This is a genomic window from Klebsiella sp. HMSC25G12 (assembly GCF_001807705.1).
Taxonomy (GTDB): Bacteria; Pseudomonadota; Gammaproteobacteria; order Enterobacterales; family Enterobacteriaceae; genus Klebsiella; species Klebsiella variicola.
In genome coordinates this window covers 1-25,674 of record NZ_KV789850.1, presented here as the reverse complement: position 1 = coordinate 25,674, position 25,674 = coordinate 1, and the positions used below count along the sequence as shown (strand labels likewise).

The 25,674-nt window shown below is 55.7% G+C and carries 22 protein-coding genes, 5 tRNA genes and 1 pseudogene; 18 read left to right on the top strand and 10 right to left on the bottom strand.

Annotation, left to right across the window (positions count from 1 at the left end; genetic code table 11):
- Positions 1-36: 36 nt before the first annotated feature.
- Positions 37-798: a phospholipid-binding lipoprotein MlaA gene (mlaA, locus tag HMPREF3096_RS07955; protein WP_008803901.1), complete on the bottom strand. Its 762-nt coding sequence runs from the start codon at positions 796-798 to the stop codon at positions 37-39.
- Positions 799-1,087: 289 nt separating this feature from the next.
- On the opposite strand from mlaA, the gene HMPREF3096_RS07950 reads away from it, so the two are divergent.
- The 4 genes from HMPREF3096_RS07950 to HMPREF3096_RS07935 all read left to right on the top strand — a co-directional run bounded on the left by HMPREF3096_RS07950 (position 1,088) and on the right by HMPREF3096_RS07935 (position 4,152).
- A complete protein-coding gene (locus HMPREF3096_RS07950) occupies positions 1,088-2,017 on the top strand; it encodes a formate/nitrite transporter family protein (RefSeq protein ID WP_023298041.1) in 930 nt (309 codons plus the stop codon).
- Between the two features lie 89 nt (positions 2,018-2,106).
- A tRNA-Arg gene (locus HMPREF3096_RS07945) sits at positions 2,107-2,181 on the top strand.
- Positions 2,182-2,430: 249 nt separating this feature from the next.
- Positions 2,431-2,913: a WbuC family cupin fold metalloprotein gene (locus tag HMPREF3096_RS07940; protein WP_008803899.1), complete on the top strand. Its 483-nt coding sequence runs from the start codon at positions 2,431-2,433 to the stop codon at positions 2,911-2,913.
- A 378-nt stretch (positions 2,914-3,291) separates the two neighbouring features.
- Complete coding sequence (locus HMPREF3096_RS07935) at positions 3,292-4,152, top strand: hypothetical protein (RefSeq protein ID WP_012967487.1); 861 nt, start codon at positions 3,292-3,294, stop codon at positions 4,150-4,152.
- Here HMPREF3096_RS07935 and cynR read toward each other — a convergent pair.
- Positions 4,149-5,090: a transcriptional regulator CynR gene (cynR, locus tag HMPREF3096_RS07930; RefSeq protein ID WP_008803897.1), complete on the bottom strand. Its 942-nt coding sequence runs from the start codon at positions 5,088-5,090 to the stop codon at positions 4,149-4,151. The genes HMPREF3096_RS07935 and cynR overlap by 4 nt on opposite strands.
- 132 nt (positions 5,091-5,222) lie before the next feature.
- Between cynR and HMPREF3096_RS07925 the strand changes: the two genes are divergently transcribed.
- From HMPREF3096_RS07925 to ypdK, 3 genes are all read left to right on the top strand, one after another.
- On the top strand, positions 5,223-5,681 hold the full coding sequence (locus HMPREF3096_RS07925; protein WP_008803896.1) for a nucleoside deaminase: 459 nt from the start codon (positions 5,223-5,225) through the stop codon (positions 5,679-5,681).
- Positions 5,678-6,874, top strand: coding sequence for a cyanate transporter (locus HMPREF3096_RS07920; protein ID WP_012540956.1), 1,197 nt, complete (start codon positions 5,678-5,680; stop codon positions 6,872-6,874). Before HMPREF3096_RS07925 ends, HMPREF3096_RS07920 begins: the two co-directional genes overlap by 4 nt.
- Positions 6,875-7,212: 338 nt before the next feature.
- A complete protein-coding gene (ypdK, locus tag HMPREF3096_RS30405) occupies positions 7,213-7,284 on the top strand; it encodes a membrane protein YpdK (RefSeq protein WP_099119320.1) in 72 nt (23 codons plus the stop codon).
- Between the two features lie 70 nt (positions 7,285-7,354).
- Here the strand turns inward: ypdK and alaC are convergent, their stop codons facing one another.
- Positions 7,355-8,569: an alanine transaminase gene (alaC, locus tag HMPREF3096_RS07915; RefSeq protein ID WP_008803894.1), complete on the bottom strand. Its 1,215-nt coding sequence runs from the start codon at positions 8,567-8,569 to the stop codon at positions 7,355-7,357.
- An 88-nt stretch (positions 8,570-8,657) separates the two neighbouring features.
- Here alaC and HMPREF3096_RS28945 point away from each other — a divergent pair.
- The 3 genes and pseudogenes from HMPREF3096_RS28945 to HMPREF3096_RS07905 form a co-directional block, all read left to right on the top strand.
- A pseudogene (locus HMPREF3096_RS28945) lies at positions 8,658-8,832 on the top strand (phytanoyl-CoA dioxygenase); the annotation flags it as partial.
- A gap of 119 nt (positions 8,833-8,951) precedes the next feature.
- Entirely contained in the window at positions 8,952-10,649 is a 1,698-nt protein-coding gene (locus HMPREF3096_RS07910) for a sensor histidine kinase (RefSeq protein WP_008803893.1), read from the top strand.
- 11 nt (positions 10,650-10,660) lie between these two features.
- Entirely contained in the window at positions 10,661-11,398 is a 738-nt protein-coding gene (locus HMPREF3096_RS07905) for a LytR/AlgR family response regulator transcription factor (RefSeq protein WP_023323074.1), read from the top strand.
- A gap of 52 nt (positions 11,399-11,450) precedes the next feature.
- On the opposite strand, the gene glk is transcribed toward HMPREF3096_RS07905, so the two are convergent.
- Positions 11,451-12,416, bottom strand: coding sequence for a glucokinase (gene glk / locus HMPREF3096_RS07900; RefSeq protein ID WP_012540954.1), 966 nt, complete (start codon positions 12,414-12,416; stop codon positions 11,451-11,453).
- A gap of 263 nt (positions 12,417-12,679) precedes the next feature.
- Here glk and HMPREF3096_RS07895 point away from each other — a divergent pair, with 263 nt between their 5' ends.
- On the top strand, positions 12,680-13,915 hold the full coding sequence (locus HMPREF3096_RS07895; protein WP_032731035.1) for an ion channel protein: 1,236 nt from the start codon (positions 12,680-12,682) through the stop codon (positions 13,913-13,915).
- Here HMPREF3096_RS07895 and HMPREF3096_RS07890 read toward each other — a convergent pair.
- The gene (locus tag HMPREF3096_RS07890; RefSeq protein ID WP_022066013.1) at positions 13,912-15,573 is read right to left on the bottom strand and encodes an alpha-keto acid decarboxylase family protein; all 1,662 of its coding nucleotides are present in this window, start codon (positions 15,571-15,573) and stop codon (positions 13,912-13,914) included. The two genes, HMPREF3096_RS07895 and HMPREF3096_RS07890, sit on opposite strands and share 4 nt — an antisense overlap.
- 180 nt (positions 15,574-15,753) lie before the next feature.
- On the opposite strand from HMPREF3096_RS07890, the gene mgrA reads away from it, so the two are divergent.
- Together mgrA and HMPREF3096_RS07880 are read left to right on the top strand one after the other, a co-directional pair.
- The gene (mgrA, locus tag HMPREF3096_RS07885; protein WP_032730868.1) at positions 15,754-16,746 is read left to right on the top strand and encodes an L-glyceraldehyde 3-phosphate reductase; all 993 of its coding nucleotides are present in this window, start codon (positions 15,754-15,756) and stop codon (positions 16,744-16,746) included.
- Positions 16,747-16,876: 130 nt separating this feature from the next.
- On the top strand, positions 16,877-17,230 hold the full coding sequence (locus HMPREF3096_RS07880) for a DUF2502 domain-containing protein (RefSeq protein ID WP_008803887.1): 354 nt from the start codon (positions 16,877-16,879) through the stop codon (positions 17,228-17,230).
- Between the two features lie 57 nt (positions 17,231-17,287).
- Here HMPREF3096_RS07880 and HMPREF3096_RS07875 read toward each other — a convergent pair whose 3' ends face one another.
- Complete coding sequence (locus HMPREF3096_RS07875) at positions 17,288-18,529, bottom strand: Nramp family divalent metal transporter (RefSeq protein WP_012540951.1); 1,242 nt, start codon at positions 18,527-18,529, stop codon at positions 17,288-17,290.
- A 346-nt stretch (positions 18,530-18,875) separates the two neighbouring features.
- Here HMPREF3096_RS07875 and nupC point away from each other — a divergent pair, with 346 nt between their 5' ends.
- Positions 18,876-20,078 carry a nucleoside permease NupC gene (gene nupC, locus HMPREF3096_RS07870; protein ID WP_012540950.1) on the top strand — a complete coding sequence of 401 codons (1,203 nt, stop codon included), beginning with the start codon at positions 18,876-18,878 and terminating at the stop codon, positions 20,076-20,078.
- Between the two features lie 48 nt (positions 20,079-20,126).
- Here nupC and HMPREF3096_RS07865 read toward each other — a convergent pair whose 3' ends face one another.
- The 3 genes from HMPREF3096_RS07865 to HMPREF3096_RS07855 all read right to left on the bottom strand — a co-directional run bounded on the left by HMPREF3096_RS07865 (position 20,127) and on the right by HMPREF3096_RS07855 (position 22,700).
- Positions 20,127-22,298 (bottom strand): EAL domain-containing protein, encoded by a 2,172-nt coding sequence (locus HMPREF3096_RS07865; RefSeq protein WP_012967481.1) that lies wholly within the window; start codon positions 22,296-22,298, stop codon positions 20,127-20,129.
- A gap of 209 nt (positions 22,299-22,507) precedes the next feature.
- Positions 22,508-22,583: transfer RNA gene (locus HMPREF3096_RS07860), tRNA-Ala, on the bottom strand.
- Between the two features lie 41 nt (positions 22,584-22,624).
- A tRNA-Ala gene (locus HMPREF3096_RS07855) sits at positions 22,625-22,700 on the bottom strand.
- A 219-nt stretch (positions 22,701-22,919) separates the two neighbouring features.
- Here HMPREF3096_RS07855 and HMPREF3096_RS07850 point away from each other — a divergent pair.
- Positions 22,920-23,273 carry a YfeC-like transcriptional regulator gene (locus HMPREF3096_RS07850; protein WP_032730869.1) on the top strand — a complete coding sequence of 118 codons (354 nt, stop codon included), beginning with the start codon at positions 22,920-22,922 and terminating at the stop codon, positions 23,271-23,273.
- A gap of 3 nt (positions 23,274-23,276) precedes the next feature.
- Positions 23,277-23,669 (top strand): MerR family transcriptional regulator, encoded by a 393-nt coding sequence (locus HMPREF3096_RS07845; RefSeq protein ID WP_032730870.1) that lies wholly within the window; start codon positions 23,277-23,279, stop codon positions 23,667-23,669.
- Between the two features lie 52 nt (positions 23,670-23,721).
- On the opposite strand, the gene gltX is transcribed toward HMPREF3096_RS07845, so the two are convergent.
- Entirely contained in the window at positions 23,722-25,140 is a 1,419-nt protein-coding gene (gltX, locus tag HMPREF3096_RS07840) for a glutamate--tRNA ligase (protein WP_008803881.1), read from the bottom strand.
- A 259-nt stretch (positions 25,141-25,399) separates the two neighbouring features.
- Here gltX and HMPREF3096_RS07835 point away from each other — a divergent pair.
- Together HMPREF3096_RS07835 and HMPREF3096_RS07830 are read left to right on the top strand one after the other, a co-directional pair.
- Positions 25,400-25,475: transfer RNA gene (locus HMPREF3096_RS07835), tRNA-Val, on the top strand.
- A 46-nt stretch (positions 25,476-25,521) separates the two neighbouring features.
- A tRNA-Val gene (locus HMPREF3096_RS07830) sits at positions 25,522-25,597 on the top strand.
- The last annotated feature ends 77 nt before the right edge of the window (positions 25,598-25,674 follow it).

Sequence of the window (25,674 nt, the reverse complement as noted above, 5' to 3'; positions counted from 1 at the left end):
TGAACAACATGTTCACCCTTTTTTTTCATTCGCAGATTACTGTGAATCAATATCCTTCAGCTCATCCTGAATAGCCTGGGCATTCGGGTTGTCCGCCGGGGTCAGCTTACCGCCGTTGGCGATAAAGTCATGGCGCTGGAAATAAGCTTCACGCACCAAAATGTAAGGATCGGAAGACTGACGGAGCAGGCCGTCGGAATCCAGCAGCTGGGCACGCGTTTCAATCCCTTCGACAGCCCATTTACCAATCGACATCGGCCAGGTCAACCAGGAGAGTACCGGGTAGAGGCCATCGGCCATATCACCGCCTTCATCGCGCAGCGTAAAGCTACCGTAGAATGGCAGTTGCACATACGGACCATAGCCGACGCCATAATGGCCGAGCGTGCTGCCGAAACGATGCGGTTCAACGCGCTGCAGCTGCGGATTCGCCATGCCCGCGACATCGATCAGACCGCCCATCCCGAGGATGGTGTTCAGGAAGAAACGGGTAAAGTGCACCATACCTTTATAGGGGTCGCCCTGCAGGAAGGAGTTCACCATTACCGCCGGCTCTTCAAGGTTGCTGGTGAAGTTGCTCAAACCATTGCGCGCCGGCTGCGGGACGTAGTCACGCCATGCCACCGCCACCGGGCGAAGCACGTAAGGATCAACCACGTTAAAGTTGAAATTGAACATCGTGCGGTTAAACCCTTCTAACGGGTCTGAACGCCCCTGCGGCTGATCGCCAGAGCTGGAACTGGCACATCCCACCAGCAATGTGGCGCCAAGCGCAAGCGCCGACAGGCGATAATTCATAGGTGTCTCCCTGGTTTTTATGGCTATCGCGAGTTGCCATCCATGACGGAAAGACAACGTTTCCGCCCGTATAGATGTGAGCGATTGTAACAGCACGTTGAACGATGTCTATATCACCCAAGTTGTTGATTTGATCATAGCCTGGGAATAACGAGATCGCGGGGCTCCTATTCTACCGGAGCAACAAAAATCTGACGTTACCATTTTTGCGATTTCAGAGTATGCCCAGCCAGACGGCAGGGAAAGCCGCTACGCTATATCTATATAGATTGATAGCGAGGGCCACAAAATGGATGAACTAGACAATAACAAATTAAAACCAGCGGATGACGAGCGAGAAGTCGAAAGTGAAGAAAAACAGCGCGGAGAGGAAATAGAAGTGGATGAAGATCGCCTGCCCTCGCGGGCGATGGCCATCCATGAACATATTCGCCAGGAAGGGGAAAAAGAGATGGAACGCGATGCGCTGGCCTTGCTGTGGTCAGCCATTGCGGCCGGTCTGTCGATGGGCGCCTCCCTGCTGGCAAAAGGGATTTTTCACGTCAAACTGGAGGGGATCCCGGGCGGGTTTTTACTGGAAAATCTCGGGTATACCTTCGGCTTTATTATCGTGATCATGGCCCGCCAGCAGCTGTTCACGGAAAATACGGTTACCGCCGTTCTGCCGGTGATGCACAATCCCACACCAGGTAACATCGGTTTGCTGATGCGGTTATGGTCGGTGGTGCTGGCTGGCAACCTCATCGGTACCGCAGTGGCCGCATGGGCCTTCAATTTTATGCCCGTCTTTGATGAACCAACTCGTCAGGCCTTTGTCAGCATCGCCGAAGACGTAATGAAAAACAGCCCGACGGAGATGTTCGCTAATGCGATTATTTCCGGCTGGCTGGTCGCCACCATGGTCTGGATGTTTCCTGTCGCCGGTGCGGCCAAGATCGTGGTGATTATTCTCATGACCTGGCTTATCGCCCTGGCGGATACGACTCATATCGTGGTGGGATCGGTCGAGATCCTTTATCTGGTGTTTAACGGAAGCCTGCCCTGGAGCGACTTTATCTGGCCGTTCGCCCTGCCGACGCTGGCGGGAAATATCTGCGGCGGGACCTTCATCTTCGCGCTGCTGAGCCATGCGCAGATCCGTAACGATATGAGCAGCAAGCGAAAAGCGGAAGCCCGCGCCCAGGCCGCGGAGAAAGCCAAAAACGCCGACCAGGCATAAAAAAAGCGCCCTGAGTGGCGAGGGTTTAAGCAGTCAGACGGTATGGCTCTTACTCAGGCGGGCAAAAAACGCTATACTCGCACCGCCTTGTCCCCTTAGTTAAATGGATATAACGAGCCCCTCCTAAGGGCTAGTTGCAGGTTCGATTCCTGCAGGGGACACCATATAAACGTTGACCGCTATTTCCCACCATTACCTAAACGCCAGCCATGGCATATTCTTCTCGCCATCATAATTTGCCGAAATTATCCACGAGTGGATTAGCCAGGACAGGAAGGGGCGCCCCAGTCAATCGCACAGACAATAAACCGACAAAAACGCGCATTCCGCGTACAATGCCCCTTGGCTTAAACAGTCACAAGCCACTACCCCGTTGCAACCTTCTCTGGACGATACAGGAGCCAGGCGTTGATATGAAACAGATCACCCTCAGCGATATGCAGCAGCAGAGCGAAGCGGCAGCCAGTGCACCGCGCTTGCGTGCCCATCGCAATTTTCATCCCGAACTAAGCGACCCGGTACAGCGCCTCGCCATTGCGATGGAACCCGGCACCTATATCCGTCCGCACCGGCACAGACATACCTTCGAACTTTTGCTGCCCCTGAAAGGCCGCTTTGTGGTACTGAATTTTGATGACAATGGCGTAGTCACCCGCCGGGTGGTGCTGGGTGAAACCTGCACGGCGCTGGAAATGGAAGCCGGTACCTGGCATACGGTGCTCTCGCTCGACCCGGGCGGGATGGTTTTTGAAGTTAAGCAAGGTGCTTATCAGCCGCTTGCCGAAGTTGACACCATGGCCTGGGCGCCTGCCGAAGGCCAACCGGGCACCGCAGAGATGATGGCATGGTATGCCATCGCGCAGCCGGGTGACCGTTTTCTGTCGACGCCACAATAACAACAGCTACACCAAACAGACGCGACTGGCGTCTGTTTGCCCCCCCCCTGCCGACCACGAAGGTCGCCAATTGACTGTCCCTTTCTTCGTACTCCGCTCGTGCTCGCCTTCAACATTCCTGCAAAAAGATTCCTGCCAGAAAGAAATGCTTATATTGAGCAAACTATTTTTCTCTACGAATAAGAGATGATAAGATAACGGGATAAAGTAAATACGCGGCAGCAAAACAATAAAAACAGCCAACTTATCGACATATTATTCTCAATGTGAATGGGTTTTGTTAATCAGGTAAAGGAAGTCAGCGGGAAGAATAAATCCTTGTCATCGATGCTTTTTGCTCACCATGGCGATTTATTTTTTCATCGACGTACAATTCTTATGAATATTACAGAACGGAATATCTGGAAGCTAAATAATTTACCGCCAATGGAGTATTGCTCTCTGGCGCGGGCGCAAAAATTATTAAACTGCGAACTTGAAGACATTCTTCACTGGCATGATATTGGTGCGATCAATCTCTGTCTGAAGCTTAATCCGACGCGGGGAACATTAAAAATAGCCGTCCTTTCTCATCAGGAAAAAGACGTGACCACCGCGCTTAATCCGCTTGCCTCTGCCGAGGAAGTGGAGACTTTCTGGTCACCCCACTCCCATATCCGCAGCATTCTGCGGCTTGATGGCGATATTCCGATTGTGGAAACATTACGCGGAAATACGGTGACGCAGTTTAACGTAAAAGTGTCCGCATCCGGACTCTGGCACCCACACAGTCGGAATTTAATGGCGCTACTGGAGGCGCCTGATGATATTCTTTACGAAAACAGACTCAGCATGATGCTGCCCGACAAACCGTTTGTCTATTGTCATTTCATTCCGGATGAAGACGAATACTCTGCTATATCATTGAACCGCATCTATATCACCAGCCAGGCCATTGAGAAAATATACGCTCACAGTATTAGCGCCCGGCCTATGGACGTGACAAAAAATTCGCTGCTGGAACAAACCAGTTACATCCATCAGGAATTAACCGTCCTGCCGCAAAATGAGGTATTGCTGGAATTTATCCATTACCTTATTCAGTCCCATACCGTATTTAATGAGAAATTACAGAATATGGCCGAGCCAGACAAGACTCAGCTCTTTCATCACGTACTGGAAAGGCTCAAAGAAGAGGGCATGCTCCGGGAGAATACCCTGCCCGATGAGGCCGATATCCTCAGCGAAGCCGATCGTTAGTCCAGGCTCGTCGGCAAGTGACGCAGGTCCTCATACAGGGCCTGGCCGTTTTCCTGCTCAAGCGTTACCGCGATCTCCCGCGCCAGCGCAATGAATTCGCGCGCCGCAGCGCTCTGCCATGCGCCCTGGCGCTGCAGCAAACAGGCCGTGCGCTGCAGCAGCGCGGGCTTAAGCTCAATGGCCACGAGGTCATCATACTGTCCGGCGATCGCCGCTGGCAGCAGCGTCGCAAGCGGCGTGCCGCGAATAACCGTTAGTACGGCGCCGATGGAGTTGGCCTCCATCCGCACGTCAGGTTCGAGCCGATGGCGGCGACAATAGCGGTTGATTTGCTCCCGGGTGGCAAACTCGCTGCTCAGTAAAATCAGCGGCTGTGCGTCAAGAGCCTGCAGCTGCAGGTGGCTTTCATGAGCCAGCGGATGCGCACGGCTCACCACCAGCGCGAGGGTTTCCGTCAGCAGCGGCTGAACCACAATATCCCGCGAGAGGCTCTCGCCAAAGGCAATTCCCACATCCAGTTCATCCTCCAGGAGCATCGTTTCCATCCGCTCCTGGTTCATCTCCTGGATAAGCAATTTCACTCCGGGGTAGCGTCGATAGTACGCCTCCACCAGCGGCCCCAGCATGTAAGTGGTAAAGGTCGGCGTCATGGCGATGCGGAGTTTACCACGCTGCAGATCTTCTGCGTCGTGCAGGGCGCGCCGCCCCTCCTCAAGATCGCGTAACACGCGGCGGGCATACTCCAGCCAGATCTCTCCGGCATCGGTCAGGCGGGTATAACGACCAGAGCGGTCAAAGAGCTGAACCTCCAGCATCGCTTCCAGCTGGCGGATCTGCTGTGACAGCGCAGGCTGGGAGACATGGAGCGCCGCGGCGGCGCGGGTAAATCCACGATGTTCTGCCACGGCGATAAAGTAGGAAAGATGGCGCAGGAGCATCCGCTTACCTATAAGCAATTCAAATAGGGTTCATCATAAATAAGTCTTTTAACTTATGAAACAAGATACGTACTCTCTACCTACCATCCTCTGCGTTTTTCACCATCAACATCATCTTATGCAGGAGTGACTATGTCCGCTGACGATCGCTATCTCCAGCGCGCATTAGCGCTGGCAAAACAAAATATTGCTGACGGTGGCCGCCCCTTCGGCGCCGTTCTGGTGCGGCATGATGAGATTGTCGCCGAAGCCGTCAATACCTTTCATCTGAACGGTGACCCAACGGCGCATGCCGAACTGAATGCCGTTCGCGAGCTTGCCGCCAGACTGGGAAGCGAGGTGCTGCGCGAATGCGTTATCTATGCCAGCGGGCAACCTTGTCCTATGTGCCTGAGCGCACTCTATTTAACCGGCGTGCGGGAAGTATTTTTCGCCAACAGTAATCAGGATGGCGAACCCTTTCAGCTCTCAACCACCGCGATTTATCAGCAGCTGCAGCAGCCGCTGTCCCGGCAGACGCTGCCAATCCACCACTGCCCGCAGCCGGAGGGGCCGGCACTTTATCAGCGCTGGGCGGAACAGCAACCATGACGCCCATGCTGCGACAGAATCTGACGCTGTGTGTCCTGGTACTCATTGGGATAAACATGCGTCCGCTGCTCACCTCGATAGGTCCCTTGCTGCCGGATATCCGCGCCGCCAGCGGGATGAGCTATACCCTGGTCGCGCTCCTCACCGCCCTGCCGGTCATCGCGATGGGCGTGCTGGCGCTGGCCGGCGGCTGGGTCGATCGCACTGTTGGTCAAAACCGCAGCATTGCGCTGAGCCTGCTGATTATCGCGGCGGGTGCCCTGCTGCGGGAAAGCGCCCCACATAGCGGTTTGCTGCTCAGCAGCGCCCTTGCGGGGGGAATTGGCATCGGCATTATCCAGGCCGCCATCCCGGCGGTGATAAAGCGTCTGTTCGCCCGGCGTACGCCGCTGGTGATGGGACTATGGTCGGCGGCGCTGATGGGCGGCGGCGGGTTAGGCGCTGCGTTCACGCCATGGCTGGCGTCACGCAGTACGGTCTGGCACCAGGCGCTGGCCTGGTGGGCGCTCCCTGCCCTGCTGGCCCTGCTCGGCTGGCTGGCGATTTGCCGGCAATTGCCTCGCGCACCGCATCAGACCAGCGCTTCCCCCCGGGTCGCGATTATTGGCCAGCGCCGCGCCTGGACGCTGGGACTCTATTTCGGACTGATCAATGCCGGTTACGCCAGTCTGATCGCCTGGCTGCCGCCCTACTATATCCAGCTTGGCGATAGCGCCCAGTACAGCGGCTCACTGCTGGCGCTGCTGACCGTCGGGCAAACCGCGGGGGCACTGCTGCTCCCGGCGCTGGCTCGCCAGGATGACCGACGCCAGCTTCTGCTGTTCGCGCTGACGCTACAGCTCATTGGCTTCTGCGGCTTCATCTGGCTGCCGCAGCACGTCCCAGCGCTGTGGGCCATCGCCTGCGGAGTGGGTCTGGGTGGCGCCTTTCCCCTGTGCCTGGTGCTGGCGCTGGATCACGCCGGACAACCGGCGGTAGCCGGCCGGCTGGTGGCGTTTATGCAGGGTATCGGATTTATCATCGCAGGCCTCTCCCCCTGGCTTTCCGGCCTGTTGCGCAGCCTGAGCGGGAACTACACGCTTGACTGGTCCTGGCATGCGCTCTGCGTCCTGCTACTCATGGCGCTCACACTGCGCTTTATCCCGGCTCACTACCCGGCCGAGTGGCGGCCGCGCGCCTCTGACCAGCATTAAATCGGCGGCGGCGCGTAGCAAAGAAATTGCGTGCGCCCTCGCTGGCCGTCCTCCATTTTGCCCATCGCCAAAATCCGTTTTAACAGCGTCGCTGGCGTGAAATTTATTACCGGGTGAAATTAATGTGTCGCCGAATCACGACACTCCTAAGTAACTAAAAATTAATAAAAAAATGCCACTTGTTTCCCTCATTTTTTAGGCGTACATTAGCGCCATCTGGAGCACAAAGCGCACAGAATTGCGAGCTGCCGCAACGTGATTTTTCACCTGCGACAGCCCAGGAATAACAGAACAATTAATTCATTTGAACGTCGCACAAGCGCGTGGAGTGATGAATCGTGAAATACTTCTTTATGGGCCTCTCTTTTATGGTCATCGTTTGGGCCGGTACTTTTGCCCTGATGATCTAGACTGCAGCGGTGTCAAAAAAAACGGGAGCCCACTGGCTCCCGTTTTTGTTATGGCGTATTCGCCGAAGCGCTAGCTCGCGGCGGGCAGCAAGCCATCGGCGCGGAACATCGCCTTGATGCCGCGGATCGCCTGGCGCGTACGGTCCCGGTTTTCGATCAGCGCGAAGCGGACGTGAGTATCGCCATAGTCGCCAAAGCCTATCCCCGGCGAGACGCAGACCTTCGCTTCATTAAGCAACTTTTTCGCAAACTCCAGCGAGCCCATGGCAGCGTAAGGTTCCGGTATTTTCGCCCAGACGTACATGGACGCTTTCGGACATTCCACCATCCAGCCGGCTTCGTGGAGCCCTTTCACCAGCACATCGCGACGGCGCTTATATTGTTCGGCAATTTCACGCACGCACTGCTGATCGCCCTCAAGGGCAGCGATCGCCGCCACCTGCAGCGGCGTAAACGTGCCATAGTCGTGATAGCTTTTGATGCGAGCGAGGGCATTCACCAGGGTCTTGTTGCCGACCATAAAGCCAATGCGCCAGCCGGCCATGTTATAGCTTTTCGACAGGGTAAAGAACTCGACGGCGACATCACGCGCGCCGGGCACCTGCATGATGGAGGGCGCTTTCCAGCCGTCATACACGATATCGGCATAGGCCAGATCGTGGACGACCAGGATGTCATACTGCTTCGCCAGGGCGACGACCTTTTCAAAAAAGTCCAGCTCCACACACTGCGCCGTTGGATTCGAGGGAAAACCAAGGATCATCATCTTCGGCTTCGGGTAACTCTCGCGGATGGCGCGTTCCAGCTCGTTAAAGAAATCCACACCTTCCACCAGCGGCACCGAGCGCACCTGCGCCCCGGCAATCACCGCGCCATAGATGTGAATCGGATAGCTGGGGTTTGGCACCAGCACCGTGTCGCCATGATCCAGAGTCGCCAGCATCAGGTGCGCCAGCCCCTCTTTCGAACCAATGGTGACGATCGCTTCCGATTCCGGATCGATGTCAACGTTATAGCGTTCTTCATACCAGCGTGAAATGGCGCGACGCAGGCGCGGGATCCCCCGCGAGGTAGAGTAACCATGGGTGTCAGGCCGTTGGGCAACGGTGCAAAGTTTTTCCACGATATGCGGCGGCGTCGCGCCATCGGGATTGCCCATACTGAAATCAATAATATCCTCGCCGCGCCGGCGCGCAGCCATTTTCAGTTCAGCAGTAATATTAAAAACGTACGGGGGGAGACGATCGATACGCGTAAAACGGCGTTCAGGACTGGATTCAGCCATAGGTTCCTCTGATTAACGTTAGCGCCCGGACCGTCCGAGCGACGCTGCCGCTGTTGCGGCTCGTTTAGAAAATAACCTGAAAAAAAACATGTTGTCGAGAGGGCCGGTAAAAAATATTCCCTGGCATATAAAACGGGTATCGACGGCGCTAAATACGGCAGTTCATCGCCGGAATAGTCCAGAGTTGTATAAAGAGTGGTAACATATTGATATCTTTCTTAACACAGAATTTTATCGTTAAAAGCCAGGGCTGCCGCTCTCGCGGTGGCCCCCCACCAATCCCCTTTAAAAAGTATGCCTTTCCTCATTATATTTCTGCGGCTGGTCTTCTGCCGTCAGGTTTTTTATCATGTTCTTTTCTGGCCACTGACGCGGCACACCCATGCACGAAATTTTCACGATGATGCTGGCGGTCTATGATCGTGCGGCCCTGATGCTTATTTGCCTGTTTTTCCTCATTCGCCTGCGCCTGTTCCGCGAACTGTTGCATAAGTCGGCCCATACGCCGAAAGAGCTGCTGGCCGTGACGGCCATTTTCTCGCTGTTTGCCCTGTTCAGCACCTGGTCCGGCGTCCCGGTGGAAGGTTCGCTGGTGAATGTGCGCATTATCGCCGTCATGTCCGGCGGGATCCTGTTTGGTCCGTGGGTAGGGGCAATTGTCGGGGTGATTGCCGGCGTACACCGCTACCTGATTGATATCGATGGCGTCACCGCCGTGCCCTGCTTTATCACCAGCATTGTCGCAGGCCTGCTGTCAGGATTGATTAACCGTAAAGTGGCCCGCGATCAACGGTGGAAAATCGGCATTCTGGCCGGCATGGTGTGTGAGACCCTGACCATGATTCTGGTGGTGGTCTGGGCGCCTTCCCTGAGCCTCGGCCTGGATATCGTCTCTAAAATTGGTATCCCGATGATCCTCGGCAGCGTCTGCATCGGTTTTATCGTGCTGCTGGTGCAGAGCGTGGAAGGGGAAAAGGAGGCCAGCGCGGCGCGGCAGGCAAAACTGGCGCTCGATATCGCTAACAAAACCCTGCCGCTGTTTCGTCACGTTAACAGCGATTCTCTGCGCCAGGTATGCGAGATTATCCGCCGCGACATTACCGCCGACGCGGTGGCGATCACCAATACCGAGCATGTGCTGGCCTACGTGGGCGTGGGGGAGGCCAACTATCAACACCACGACGATGTCATCAGCCCTACCACCCGGCAGGCGATTCGTTATGGGAAAATCATTATAAAAAACAATGATGAAGCCCACCGCACGCCGGAGATCCACTCCTTGATGGTGATCCCGCTGTGGGAAAAAGGGGTGGTGACCGGCACGCTAAAAATTTATTACTGCCACGCCCATCGCATCACTTCGACGCTACAGGAGATGGCGATTGGCCTGTCGCAAATAATCTCCACCCAGCTGGAAGTCTCCCGCGCCGAACAGCTGCGCGAGATGGCCAATAAAGCGGAGCTGCGCGCCCTGCAAAGCAAAATTAACCCGCATTTTTTATTTAATGCGCTGAACGCGATCTCCTCCTCGATTCGCCTTAATCCGGACACCGCGCGCCAGCTCATTTTTAATCTGTCGCGCTACCTGCGCTATAACATCGAATTAAAAGACGATGAGCAGATTGATATCAAACGAGAGCTGTATCAGATCAAAGATTATATCGCCATTGAACAGGCGCGATTCGGCGACAAGCTGACGGTCATCTATGATATTGACGACGACGTCAGCTGCGTGATCCCGAGCCTGCTTATCCAGCCGCTGGTGGAAAATGCCATCGTTCATGGTATCCAGCCCTGTAAAGGCAAGGGGGTGGTGACGATCGGCATTAACGAGTGCGGCAATCGGGTTCGCATCAGCGTTCGCGACACTGGCAACGGCATCGATCCCGCCGTGGTCGCTCGCGTGGAAGCCGACGAAATGCCGGGAAATAAAATCGGCCTGCTTAACGTTCATCACCGGGTGAAGCTCCTCTACGGCGAGGGGTTGCATATCCGCACCCTGACGCCAGGAACAGAAATCGCCTTTTATGTCCCCAATCACCACACGCCGCAGGCGCTGACGGAGTCTCTGTTGTCATGAGCGGAGAAAAGATGAAAGTTATTATTGTGGAAGATGAGTTTCTGGCTCAGCAGGAGCTCTCCTGGCTTATCAATACCCACAGCCAGATGGAGATCGTCGGCAGCTTTGACGATGGCCTGGACGTGCTGAAATTTCTCCAGCACAACAAGGTCGATGCCATTTTTCTCGATATCAATATTCCGTCGCTGGACGGGGTTTTGCTGGCGCAAAACATCAGCCAGTTTGCCCATAAGCCTTTTATCGTCTTTATCACCGCGTGGAAAGAGCACGCCGTGGAAGCCTTTGAGCTGGAGGCGTTTGACTACATCCTGAAGCCCTACCAGGAGTCACGCATCATCAATATGCTACAAAAGCTAACCGCCGCCTGGCAGCAGCAAAATAACGTCGCTGCGGGAGCGACCAACGCGGCGCCACGAGAAAACGACACCATCAATCTGATAAAAGATGAACGAATAATCGTCACCAGCATCCATGATATTTATTATGCCGAGGCGCATGAAAAGATGACGTTCGTCTATACCCGCCGGGAGTCATTCGTCATGCCGATGAACATCACCGAATTCTGCAGCAAACTGCCCACCGCACATTTCTTTCGCTGCCACCGCTCGTACTGCGTGAATCTCAGCAAGATCCGCGAAATTGAGCCGTGGTTTAACAATACCTATGTGCTGCGCCTGCGCGACCTTGAATTTCAGGTGCCGGTGAGCCGCAGTAAAGTGAAAGAGTTTCGCCAGCTGATGAATCTGTAGAGGCGGGAAGTCCCGCCATCCGGGCTACGACGGTAGCCCGGGAGGGATGCGCTTATAACACCTGGCCCAGCGTCTGACGCAGATGCGCGCCGGAGCCCAGCAGGCCCGGGTTTTCATGCACGATCAGGTAAACCGGAATATCCTGAACATAAGCTTTGAAACGGCCTTTGTCTTCAAAACCGCCGCGGAAGCCGGAGGCTTTAAAGAACTCCAGGAAGCGCGGCACGATGCCCCCGGCGATATACACGCCGCCAAAGGTCCCGAGAGTCAGCGCCAGGTTTCCGCCGAAGCGGCCCATAATGACGCAGAACAGTGACAGCGCCCGGCGACAGTCGGTACAACTGTCCGCCAGCGCTCGCTCGGTGACCTCGCGCGGCTGCAGGTTTTCCGGCAGGCGGCCATCAGATTTCACAATCGCGCGGTACAAATTGACCAGTCCGGGACCCGAGAGCACGCGTTCTGCGGAAACATGCCCCAGCTCGGCGCGCAGCTCTTCCAGAATAATCCCCTCTTCTTCGCTGTTCGGCGCAAAATCGACATGACCGCCTTCGCCCGGCAGGCTGACCCAGCGCTTGTCAACGTGCACCAGATGCGCCACGCCAAGCCCGGTTCCGGCGCCATAAACGGCGATCGGTTTGCCCGCCACCGGAGCGCTGCCGCCAAACTGAATGAGGTGCTCGGCTTTCAGCATCGGGATGGCCATGGAAACGGCGGTAAAATCGTTAATTATCTCCAGATGGGCAAAGCCAAGGTTGCGCTTCATTTCAGCGATGGAGAAGGCCCAGGTATGGTTGGTCATCGCTACCCAGTCGCCGGTGATCGGGCAGGCAATGGCGATACAGCCTTCGTTGACGGTCACCTGGTGCTCCTCCAGATAGACGCGCACCACCGCCTCCAGACTGGGATAATCGAGCCCGGAATAGGTCTTAGCACGAGAGATCTCTCCGCTCGCCAGATCACATAGCGCCAGGCGGGCGTTGGTCCCCCCGACATCTCCTACTAAAGCAAATTTTGTCATTCCGTTACGGCTCCGCTAAAGTCAAAATAATTCTTTTGGCACACTGTAAATTCATGGCGGCTTAACAACAACGTCCAACGCGTAGACGCCCCTTGTTTAGCGACATAGGTCACATTTAGTTTGTAATCTATGCAAGGTAGTCTGTAAACGACGCCGCGGGAATCAGACGCCGCCTTAACTTTATCGTTTCAGCACCATTTGCATCGACGGCCCCAGCCGACGAAGGCAAAGTAGTGCTTCAGAACTTTAACAAGGACATTTTCATGCTCCATCCTCGCGCCAGAACAATGCTGATCCTGTCGGTGCCGGCCATCCTGATAGGTATCGCCTGCAGTCTGATCCTGATCGGCGCGATGAAGGTTGCCGCGCTGCTACAGCGCGTGCTGTGGAGCAACCTGCCCACCCAGTTGGGGATCAGCGCTGACAGCCCGCTATGGATTATCGCCATGCTCACGGCGACAGGGATCGCCGTGGGCCTGATAGTCCGCTACAGCCCGGGACACGCCGGGCCGGATCCGGCGACCGAATCGCTCATTGGCGCCCCCATTGCTACCGGCGCGCTGCCCGGACTGCTGGCCGCGCTGATCCTCGGCCTTGCCGGCGGCGTCAGTCTCGGCCCGGAGCATCCGATTATGGTGGTGAATATTGCGCTGGCCGTCGCCGTCGGTTCACGGCTGTTTCCGCGCGTCAGCTCGCTGGACTGGACCATCCTCGCGGCCTCAGGCACCATCGGCGCCCTCTTTGGCACCCCGGTGGCCGCCGCGCTGATTTTTTCGCAAACCCTCAACAGCAGCAACGAGTCGCCGCTGTGGGATCGTCTTTTTGCGCCGCTGCTTGCCGCCGCCGCGGGCGCGCTGACGACCGGGCTGTTTTTCCATCCCCATTTCACGCTGCCGATCCCCCATTATGGCCAGATGCACTTCGTCGATATCATCAGCGGCATGATCGTCGCCCTGATTGCTATCGCCGTCGGCATGGTGGCCGTCTGGTGTCTGCCGCGCCTGCACGCCCTGATGCATCGCCTGAGAAATCCCATCCTGACGCTGGGCATCGGTGGGTTGCTGCTGGGGATCCTCGGGACCATTGGCGGACCCTTAACGCTGTTTAAGGGGCTGGATGAGATGCAGCAACTGGCTTTCAGTCAGACGCTAACCGCCGCGGATTTTCTGCTCATCGCGCTGGTCAAACTGGCTGCGCTGGTGCTCGCCTCCGCCAGCGGCTTTCGCGGCGGGAGAATTTTCCCGGCGGTCTTCGTTGGGGTGGCGCTGGGGCTGATGCTGCATGCCCACGTGGATGCCGTGCCAGCGGCGATCACCGTCTCCTGCGCCATTCTCGGCATGGTGCTGGTCGTCACCCGCGACGGCTGGCTGAGCCTGTTTATGGCCGCCGTAGTGGTCCCGGATACGACGCTGCTGCCGCTGCTGTGCATTGTGATGCTCCCGGCCTGGCTGCTGCTGGCCGGGAGGCCGTTGATGATTGCTAAACGAACTGGCGACTAAACGCGGCTGTTTCGTTCCTCCAGCGCCTGAGTCACCGCACGCAGGAAATCGGGGATATCCATTTTCGGTAGCATCACTTCGACCAGGGTAAGGGTATCGGAGGTGATGCTTTCCGCCATCGCTTCCCGTAGCTCAGCCGTGTGCGTGACCCGCCAGCAGCGTGAAACAACGTCCGGGGCAAAGGCTTCCGGCAGCCGCTGCCAGTCCCACAGGGCGATGTCATTGTAGCGCTGCTCAGGGCCATGAATCGCCCGCTCCACGGTATACCCTTCGTTATTCAGCAACAGAATAAGCGGTTTTTGCTTATCGCGAAGCATAGAGCCCATCTCCTGAATCGTGAGTTGGGCAGCGCCATCGCCGACGATCAGCACCACCCGCCGCTCTGCCGCCGCGGTTTGCGCGCCATAGGCGGCCGGGAGGGTAAAACCAATCGATCCCCACAGCGGCTGGACGATCAGCGATGCCTCAGAGGGGAGCTTAAGCGCCGCGATGCCAAATGCCGCCGTCCCCTGATCGGCGAGGATAATATCGCCGGGGCGCAGCGCATCCTGCACTGTCGACCAGAAATTCTTCTGGGTTAACTCGCCTTCGCCCTCCTCTTCCACTTCCGGCGCCACGACCTGAGGCGCCGCCCACTCCGCCGCCAGCGGGGCGGAAAGCGTCATTAATGCAGCCAGAGCTTGATCCATCGGCACGCCGCTGAACCAGTGGTCGCCCACCCTGACGGCGAAGGGCTGGATCTCAATGGTCTTCTCCCGCGCCAGATGCTGGGTGAATCCCGCGGTGATAGTGTCGGTGAAGCGCGTACCAATGCAGATGATGGTGTCGGCGTTTTCAATCGCCTCCCGGGTCTGCGGGGCGCTGGCGATCCCGCTATAGGTCCCGACAAACCCGCTCAGCTGCTCATCGAACAACCCCTTGCCCATTAGCATGGTGGCATGGGCGATGGGGGTTTTCGCCACCCACTCCCGGAGCGTGTTCTGCAGGCCATAGCGTTGCGCCAGGAAATCCGCCAGCAGAGAAATGCGTCGGCTGCCCCGCAGCAGGCGGCTGGCATGTTCTCGGAACCCGGCGAGCTGGTTTTCATCCGCCGGAGCGGGCTCCACCAGTAAGCGCTGGGCTGGGGCAATCGCTGCCGCTCTGGCGACATCGGCCGGCAGCATCAGATAGCCGGGCCGATGATGCGTCAGCATATCGCGCAGGACACGGTCGATCTCATGGCAGGCGTTGCCGGCGGTCAGCAGCGCCTGGCTGCAGGTGATCTGCTCGCTCATGCGGGCGAAATGGCGAAAATCGCCATCGCCGAGGGTATGGTGCAGCAGTTCGCCACGCTGCTGAGCGCCGGTAGAGGGCGCGCCGACGATATGCAATACCGGAATATGTTCCGCATAGCTACCCGCAATGCCGTTCAGCGCGCTCAGTTCGCCGACGCCGTAGGTGGTCAGCAGCGCACCGGCCCCTTTGATGCGCGCATATCCGTCAGCGGCATAGGCCGCATTCAGCTCGTTGGCGCAGCCGACCCACCCCAGGGCGCTGTGCGCGATGACGCGATCGAGAAACTGTAAGTTGTAATCTCCTGGTACGCCGAACAAGCGGTCAATACCGCAGTCAACGAGGCGATCCAGCAGATAATCCCCAATAGTGTAGGTCGGTTGCATGTCCATTATCCTCATTTTGGTGCAGGTGTAATTTGAGTATTGAATAAGCGATCCGCCTGTCCAGAAGGGGGACGATAAAGCCGGTGTAAAGCAATAGTTACGCCCAAAAAGCAGTGTACTCCATGCAGAACATTGATTAGTGTAAACGTATACACACCCTATTTTATCTGCGGAGGAAGAATGGTTTACCAGGCAAGCACGACGCGATATCAAACGATGGAGTATCGTCGCTGCGGGCGCAGCGGCCTTCAGCTCCCGGCGATTTCTCTCGGCCTGTGGCACAACTTTGGCGACGAAACGCGCGTGGAGATCAGCCGGCAGATGCTCCTGCACGCGTTTGACCTTGGCATAACTCATTTCGACCTCGCCAACAACTATGGGCCGCCGCCGGGTTCAGCAGAGAGCAATTTTGGCCGCATTCTGAAAGAGGCGCTCCAGCCCTATCGCGATGAGTTGATCATCTCCACCAAAGCGGGCTACACCATGTGGGACGGCCCGTACGGCGACTGGGGCTCACGCAAATATCTGGTGGCCAGTCTTAACCAGAGCCTGCAGCGCATGGGGCTGGAGTATGTCGATATTTTTTATCATCACCGCCCGGACCCGCAGACCCCACTGATGGAAACAATGCGTGCGCTCGATCATCTTGTCCGTCAGGGTAAAGCGCTGTACGTCGGGATCTCCAACTATCCGCTGGCCCAGGCGCAGGAGGCGGTGAAGATCCTTAACGACCTCGGTACGCCCTGCGTCATTCACCAGCCCCGCTATTCGATGTTCGAACGCAGTGCGGAAGAGGGGCTGCTGGATTTTCTGCAGACGGAAGGGGTGGGAAGTATAGCGTTTTCACCGCTGGCGGGCGGACAGCTTACCGATCGCTATCTGAACGGTATCCCGGCCGACTCTCGCGCCGCCAGCAGCAGTCGTTTTCTGCAGCCGGAGCAACTGACCGCCGCGCGATTAGAAAAAATTCGTCAGCTAAATACGATAGCGGAAGAGCGCGGGCAGAAGCTGTCGCAGATGGCGCTGGCCTGGGTTCTGCGCGAGGAGAAAGTGACCTCCGTGCTGATCGGCGCCAGCAAAACCACGCAGCTGGATGATGCCGTCGGCATGCTGCAGAATCGCCATTTCAGCACCGAAGAGTGCGCGGCCATCGACGCCATCCTTGCGCTGTAAAGCAAATGTTACTTTAGCAAAAAGTGCTCTTTTCTGCGCTTTCGGAGTTCGTCCGATGCGGCGGGTCTTTACCGGCCCGTAATATCAGGTTAACAGGCCGCTTACGGCCCCGATCGTGAAGGAGAAGAGTATGTTCAGGTCACTGATTCTGGCAGCAGTACTGCTGGCCGCAGCGCCACTAGTCGCTAACGCTGGTGAAATCACCCTGCTGCCATCGGTAAAATTACAAATAGGCGATCGTGACAATTACGGTAACTACTGGGACGGTGGCGGCTGGCGCGACCGTGATTACTGGCGTCGTCACTATGAATGGCGTGATAACCGTTGGCATCGACATGACAACGGCTGGCACCGCGGCTGGGACAAGGGTAAAAATAAAGCCTGGGAGCGCGGCTATCGTGCTGGCTGGAGCGACCGCGACGACCACCGCGGCGGCTGGGGACGAGGCCCGGGCGGACGTGGCCATGGCCATGGTCATCACTAACAGACGAAAAGGGGAGCCCATTGGCTCCCCTTTGCTTTAACCAGCGCGGGTCAAGAACTACGCCACGCCGAGCAGCGATCCCACAATTAACCAGCCGTTCAGACTCACCACAATGGCGACAATCACCCAGCCAGTGACTCTCACCCAGCGGGTATTCACCAGGTCGCCCATCAGTTGCGCATTGCTGGTAAATATCAGCAGCGGCACCAGAGCAAGCGCAATACCAAAGCTCAGCAGCACCTGACTCATCACCAGGATACGCGTAGGATCCAGCCCCAGCAGGATCACCACAAACGACGGCAGCATGGTGACCGCCCGGCGAAACCACAGCGGAATATGAAAGCGGATAAACCCCTGCATGACGACCTGCCCTGCCAGGGTACCCACTACCGTCGATGATAAACCTGCAGCGACCAGGCTCAGACCAAAGATGGTCGCCGCCGCGTGGCTCAGCAGTGGCTCCAGCGTTCTGTAAGCCTGATCGAGATCGGCGACGCCGGTATGGCCGTTGAAATGGAATGCCGCCGCGGCGGTCGCCATCATCGCCAGGTTGACAAACCCGGCAATGGTCATGGCGATCGCCACATCCCAGCGGGTCGCGTTATAGCGTTCTTTCCGCGTACCGCCGTGCAGATGCTGGGTAAGCGAGGAATGTAAGTAGATAACGTGCGGCATAATGGTCGCCCCCAGTACCCCGGCGGCTAAGAATACCGCCTCGCCGTTGGGCAGCGTAGGGATCACCAGCCCTTTTGTCAGGGGGGCCAGCGCGGGCTGAGAAAAGATCAACTCCACGACATAGGCCACAGCGACAAACAACAGCAGCCCGCCGATCACCTTCTCCAGCGGCTTTTGCCCGCGCCGCTGCAGCATCAGGATCAGGAAGGTCGCCACCCCGGTCAGCACCGCCCCCTGCAGAAGCGACACGCCCAGTACCAGCTTAAAGCCAATCGCGGCGCCGATAAATTCAGCCAGGTCGGTGGCCATCGCAATGATTTCCGCCTGCACCCAATAGAACCACACCACCGGGCGCGGGTAATGGTCACGGATCTGCTCGGCCAGATTTTTGCCGGTGGCAATGCCCAGTTTGGCAGAGAGCACCTGGATCAGCATCGCCATCAGGTTGGCCCATACCACGACCCACAGCAGCTGATAGCCAAAGCTGGCGCCAGCCTGAATGTTAGTGGCGAAATTACCGGGGTCGATATAGCCAATGGCAGCGACGAAAGCGGGCCCCATGAGGGCGAGCTTCACCTTGCGCGCGGCGCGACTACTGCTATTCTCAACGCGACTGCTAGTCATCTTCTGCCTCTGGAAATATAGCCTTTGCTATGTTTCATGCTATCAAAATGCGAATGATTATCAAGTTCATTTAAAATGGAGATAATGATTGCTGTGATAGGCGGGAACAATAGCTGGCCGGAAATGAAAAACGGGCGTTAGAACACGAGAGCGTGCCCAGTACTAAGAGTAGTACAAGAATGCAACTTTTAAAACCTTTACGTAACATAACAAAAGTGGATGTTTGATCACTATTTTTGCCATTGGTCACAGTTCCTTGCAATAGTGTGCAATTGATCTCGTTTTCTTTAAAGCCGTTGCATAGAATGTGCACGGAAATTTAACCTGCCTCATATTTGGAGCAACTATGGACCGCGTCTTGCATTTTGTCCTCGCGATCGTTGTGGTGGCTATACTGGCCCTGTTGGTCAGTCACGACCGTAAAAAGATCCGTATTCGTTATGTTGTTCAACTGCTTGTCATCGAAGTCCTGCTGGCCTGGTTCTTCCTGAACTCCGATATTGGTCTGGGTTTTGTGAAAGGCTTCTCTGAGATGTTTGAAAAGCTTCTCGGGTTTGCCAACGAAGGGACAAACTTCGTGTTCGGCAGCATGAACGATAAAGGTCTGGCCTTCTTCTTCCTTAAGGTTCTGTGCCCTATCGTCTTCATTTCCGCGTTGATCGGTATTTTGCAGCATATTCGTATCCTGCCGATTGTCATCCGCGCCATCGGTACCGTTCTGTCGAAAATCAACGGCATGGGCAAGCTGGAATCCTTCAACGCCGTGAGCTCGCTGATCCTCGGTCAGTCGGAAAACTTTATCGCCTATAAAGATATTCTCGGCAAAATGTCGCGCAACCGCATGTACACCATGGCGGCGACGGCGATGTCCACCGTGTCGATGTCGATCGTAGGCGCGTACATGACCATGCTGCAGCCGAAGTATGTCGTCGCGGCGCTGGTGCTCAACATGTTCAGCACCTTTATCGTTCTGTCATTGATTAACCCGTACCGCGTGGAAGAGAGCGAAGAAAATCTGCAGATGTCGAATCTGCACGAAGGCCAGAGCTTCTTCGAAATGCTGGGCGAGTACATTCTGGCGGGCTTTAAAGTCGCGATTATCGTGGCGGCGATGCTGATCGGCTTCATCGCACTGATCTCGGCCCTGAACGCCCTGTTCGCCACCGTGACCGGCTGGTTCGGCTACAGCATCTCCTTCCAGGGGATCCTCGGCTATATCTTCTACCCGGTTGCCTGGGTGATGGGTGTGCCGGCAAGCGAAGCGCTGCAGGTGGGCAGTATTATGGCCACCAAGCTGGTCTCCAACGAATTCGTCGCCATGATGGATCTGCAGAAAATCGCCTCGACGCTCTCTCCGCGTGCGGAAGGCATTATCTCTATCTTCCTGGTCTCCTTCGCCAACTTCTCATCTATCGGCATCATCGCCGGGGCGATCAAAGGCTTGAACGAAGAACAGGGTAACGTGGTTTCTCGCTTCGGTCTGAAGCTGGTCTACGGCTCCACGCTGGTTAGCGTGCTGTCCGCTTCGATTGCGGCACTGGTTCTGTAACAGGCGCCTATCATCTGAGCCGGGCAATGCCCGGCTTTTTTTTACCCGTCATTCGCCCAACGGCTGAGGCTTACCGACCAGGTAACCCTGGAGATAATTCACGCCCAGTTCCAGCAAGCGCGCTTTTTGCGGTTCGCTTTCGACATATTCCGCCACCACGCTCATCTGTTTCGCCCGCGCCATTTCGACAATCGATTTCACCATAATGGCATCCAGCGGGTCCGTCAGAATGTCGCGGACGAAGCAGCCGTCAATCTTAATGATATCGGCCTGCAGATGCTTCAGTCGTTCATAGTTCGCATAACCGGTGCCAAAGTCATCAATGGCGATGGCGCAGCCAAACGCGCGCAGCGCGTCGAGATTTTGCTGGCTGGTGTCGGCATTGGAGAAGGCCTGCTCTTCGGTCACCTCAATGGTGATAAGATCTGGCGAAATGCGATAGCGTTGAAACAGCGCGATAATCTGCGCCGCGCTGTCTTTTTGCATCAGGGTTGAAGGCAGCAGATTGACCGAGAACCGCTGGCCGGGATGCTGATGGAGCGAACTGAACAGGGTCTCCAGCACCAGCATGTCAAAACGCTGGCTGAGGTTAAACTGCACAATCAGCGGAATAAACTGATCCGGCATAATGACGCCGTCACCACAGCGCATGCGCGTGAGGATCTCATGATAGCCCTCCCCCTCCGCGTTTTGAATCGGTTGCGCATAGAGCACCAGCGCCCGCTCTTTGAGAACCTGCTTGACGCGCATCAGGAGGCGTACCTGCTCGGTGGTTTGATCCACCACCAGCTCCTGCTCCTCATCCAACGCCAGTACCCGGCGTTCACTGCCCGCCTGTTCGGAAAGCCAGCTGAGCTGGCCCAGCATCTGGTGCAGCGTCTCACCCTGACCGTCATCACGGCTCCATGCCGCGCCAAACTCAAGATCCAGCGGCTGATTATGCCAGCTGAACTTTTTGTGGTTGAGGATGGCGACCATATGGTTTAGCCGCGCCGCAGGGTCCGGCCCGTCAAGCACGAGGATCAATTCGCTGCCGGGAACCTGGAAGACTTTATCCGTTGCCCCCAACAGCGGCTGAAGCGCCCGGATGATTTGCCGTTTACAGTCCACGCCCATCATTAGCCCATAATGTCGGCTAAGAAAATCGAGATTATCGATACGCAAGCTGCAGATAGCCTGCAGAGGACTGCTCTGTAAATGGCTCACCAGCGCGCGCAGATTAGGTAAGCCCGTCAGCGGATCCTCTTCCGCCTGGCTACGCCAGCGGCGTTTATTGCGATCGCTGCGGGCATAGGTGTCTGCCATATAAAACAAACAGATAGTGAAGGAGATCAGGACTGACAGCACAAAGGATAATGAATACTCGCTTTGGACGCCCTGGAGAAAGTTTTTATTATACACCACCAGCAAAAAGGCTGAGACAGACCATGAAATACGCAGCAGCGCATGACCAATCCGGCTAATCCCGATAAAGTAGACAATAAATATCACCGGAACTAAATAACCGGCAATAAATTCAGACTGATACGGCGCACACAGTAAAGTTAATAAAAGCGCCAGCGAGATAAACCAATATAGGGTAAAAGAACGATGTTTGGGTGCCAGCCATGGTAAACATTCCTGACGCCAGAAACGTCGGGCATAGTGCGGACTGATAATCATCCGCATTGGATAATAAAGAAACGTCGTAAAAATTAATGCCGCGCTGATTAAACTTTGGATATCTATTACGGTATAAATCAACGGCATACTACCAAAGTAACTGGTAATAGATAATGGAAACGCAAAATATTGCCCGGCAAGGTACATGGTGATTTTCAACAGCACCGGCGCGAAGAAGCCGCCCCAGAAGATCCGCGCCCCCATATGTTTCGCCGTGGGGCCACACCGCCAGCGCTTGCCCACCATCAGGCGTAAAACAGCGCAGGAGACAAACACAGCAAACAGCTGACAAAAGAGCAGAATAAGCGCCTGTGACAGCGTTAATTCAATGAGAAAGCTATTGGTAATGGCAAACGCGAGAATTAATGGTGCGATCGCATAGCGGCCAAAGATAAAAATAACAGAAAACATCACGCTGATTGGTAGCCAGGCAATATAAATAAGATTGCCATCAATAACCGTTTGCGGCGAAATAAAACGAGCCAGCGGAATAGCGACTAAACTGACGAGAAAGGCCAACAGAGTTTTTTTGATATTAATGTTAATTTTATCAAGCATTATTGTTAATTAAAACTCCGGCAACCTCATTACGTTTAATGGGGGAAATGTTATGTTGCTTATTTAGGGCAGGCAAGGTGAATTATCAGGAAAAAGTCTGAAATTACTTTCGATTTTAATAGCTGGAGATTAACTGACTTAACCAGAAAGTGCTTTACATGAAAACAGCTAAAAACAAAAACCCCCGCCGAGGCGAGGGTTCTGAATTTTGGTGGAGCTAAGCGGGATCGAACCGCTGACCTCTTGCATGCCATGCAAGCGCTCTCCCAGCTGAGCTATAGCCCCACAGGACCTCTTTACGAACCAAATCTGCTGGGTGCAGAATTTGGTGGAGCTAAGCGGGATCGAACCGCTGACCTCTTGCATGCCATGCAAGCGCTCTCCCAGCTGAGCTATAGCCCCGTAACGTAAAGCGTGTCGTGTTGACGGGCGGCATAATATGAATTCCTCGCTCAGGTGTCAACGGCAAAATTATCCTTCGCAATTCAATCGCTGAAAAAGCAGGCAACTTGCTGACATTGCGAGCCTTATCGCAGCCAGAAGTTAAACAGGTCACTTTTTCACGTAAAAGGATGCTATAACATGTGCAGCTAATTCCCATACATTTACTCAGGAAATAGTATGCTCAAGGAACGAATGACACCTGAAGAAATCGCCCACCTGACCGGCTACAGCCGGCAAACTATCAATAAGTGGGTGCGGAAAGAAGGCTGGCAAACCTCTCCGCGGCCTGGCGTCCAGGGTGGCAAAGCGCGGCTGGTCCATGTCAATGAGCAAGTCAGGGAGTTTATCCGCAGCGCTCAGCGCGTGGCAGAGATACCAGGCGCCTATTCTACCCACGACAGCGATCTGGAATCGCTGCTGCTGACCCTTAGCAAAGAGCTCACTCCCAGCGAGCAGAAGCAGCTGATGTCGCTGTTGCTGCGCGAAGGGATCACCGGGTTACTGCTTCGGTTAGGGATCCGCGATCGGTAAAGCATGATGAAACTGAAAGATAAAATGACACCCGCAGAGCTCGCCGACTGCCTGGGGCTGGCCAGACAAACGATCAATCGCTGGGTTCGCGAGCAAAAATGGCGCACGGAAGCGATACCCGGCGTCAAAGGAGGACGCGCGCGACTGGTGGTCATCGACAAACCGGTGCTCGAATTTCTGACCAATGCGCCTGCCAGGCGCCATCTGTTTACCGACAATCATTTGGCGGAATCGCCCGGCACTTATCTGGTCAATGAGGCTGACGTGGTCTGGCGGCAAATCACGGAAACCCTGCAACTGATGACTCCGGCCGAACAGCTGCAGCTTCGCGATCTGCTGGCCCGGGAAGGGATTAGCGGCTTTCTTGCCCGCCTCGGCATCGCCAGCCCGGCGTAACAGACAAAAAAAACGGCAGGAGTAACCTGCCGTTGTTTCATCCACGTCCCAATCAGGACGCCTGACCTTCACGTTCAGCGATAAAAGCCAGCGCTTTGTTGATACGCTCAACGCTACGGGATTTACCGATAGCGTGGACGGTGACGTCAAGCGCAGGAGACTGCCCTGCCCCGGTAACCGCCACGCGCAGCGGCATGCCGACTTTACCCATGCCGACTTCCAGCTCATCAGCGGTTGCCTGAATTGCATGGTGGACGTTCTCCGCTGTCCAGTCGCCGATCGCCGCCAGCTTGTCGCGAACCACTTCCAGCGGCTGACGCGCCACCGGACGCAGATGTTTCTTCGCCGCATCGGCGTCGAACTCAGCGAACTCTTCATAGAAGTAGCGGCAGCTCTGAGCAATCTCTTTCAGCGTTTTGCAACGCTCGCCCAGCAGTTTCACCAGCTCGGCCAGCTGTGGGCCATTACGGGTATCGATATTTTCCTGCTCGATGTGCCACTGCAGATGCGTCGCCACGTATTCCGCCGGCAGCGTATTGATGTAGTGATGGTTCAGCCACAGCAGTTTGTCGGTGTTGAACGCACTCGCGGATTTGCTGACCGCCCCCAGCGAAAAGAACTCGATCATCTCTTCGCGGGTGAAGATCTCCTGATCGCCATGGGACCACCCCAGACGTACCAGATAGTTAAGCAGCGCTTCCGGCAGGTAGCCATCGTCACGATACTGCATCACGCTCACCGCACCGTGGCGTTTGGACAGTTTTTTACCGTCATCGCCGTTGATCATCGACACGTGGGCGTAAACCGGCACCGGCGCATTCAGCGCTTTGAGGATGTTGATCTGGCGCGGTGTGTTGTTGATATGATCTTCACCACGGATCACATGGGTGATCGCCATATCCCAGTCATCTACCACCACGCAGAAGTTATAGGTCGGGGAACCATCGGTACGACGAATGATCAGATCGTCCAGCTCCTGGTTGCTGAACTCGATAGGTCCGCGGATCTGATCGTCAAAGATCACCGACCCTTCCTGCGGGTTGGCAAAACGCACCACGCACGGCTCATCGTCGGCATGATGCTCGTGGCTATGGCGGCAGCGGCCATCGTAACGCGGCTTCTCACCGTTCGCCATTTGCTCTTCGCGCAGCGCTTCCAGACGCTCTTTCGAGCAATAACATTTATAAGCGGTGCCAGCTTCCAGCATCTCATCGATCACGTTGTTATAACGGTCGAAACGTTTGGTCTGGTAATAAGGGCCCTCATCCCATTGCAGATTCAGCCAGTTCATGCCATCCATGATGGCTTCAATTGCTTCCGGGGTGGAGCGTTCGAGATCGGTGTCTTCAATACGCAGCACAAACTCACCGCCGTGGTTACGAGCAAAAAGCCAGGAATAGAGAGCAGTACGCGCACCGCCAACGTGCAGATAGCCTGTTGGGCTTGGCGCGAAGCGAGTTTTGATTTTCATGAATTGGCCTTACGTTTAATAAAGATGCCGATAGCCGGCAATGTCCGGTGGAAATTATGGGTTAATATTCTAACACCGTGGGCTGATTCCTCAATGTTGATCCCGTCGGAACGTCACGGTTTGCCATTTTTGTTTATAAATCATGCTACGCCGCCGGTTTTACGATCGCTTTGTTTAATTTTACGACGAACGAACGAATTCTTTAGAAAAGGCGTTGACTCATTTTCAACTCTCCCTATAATGCGACTCCACACAGCGGGGGTGATTAGCTCAGCTGGGAGAGCACCTCCCTTACAAGGAGGGGGTCGGCGGTTCGATCCCGTCATCACCCACCACTTTCTCGCCAGCTGGATTTTCTGTCAAAATGTGAAGTACCGAAGTGGGTGATTAGCTCAGCTGGGAGAGCACCTCCCTTACAAGGAGGGGGTCGGCGGTTCGATCCCGTCATCACCCACCACTACTTAACGTAGTCTCCGCCGTGTAGAACAGAAAATTGAGAAGTGGGTGATTAGCTCAGCTGGGAGAGCACCTCCC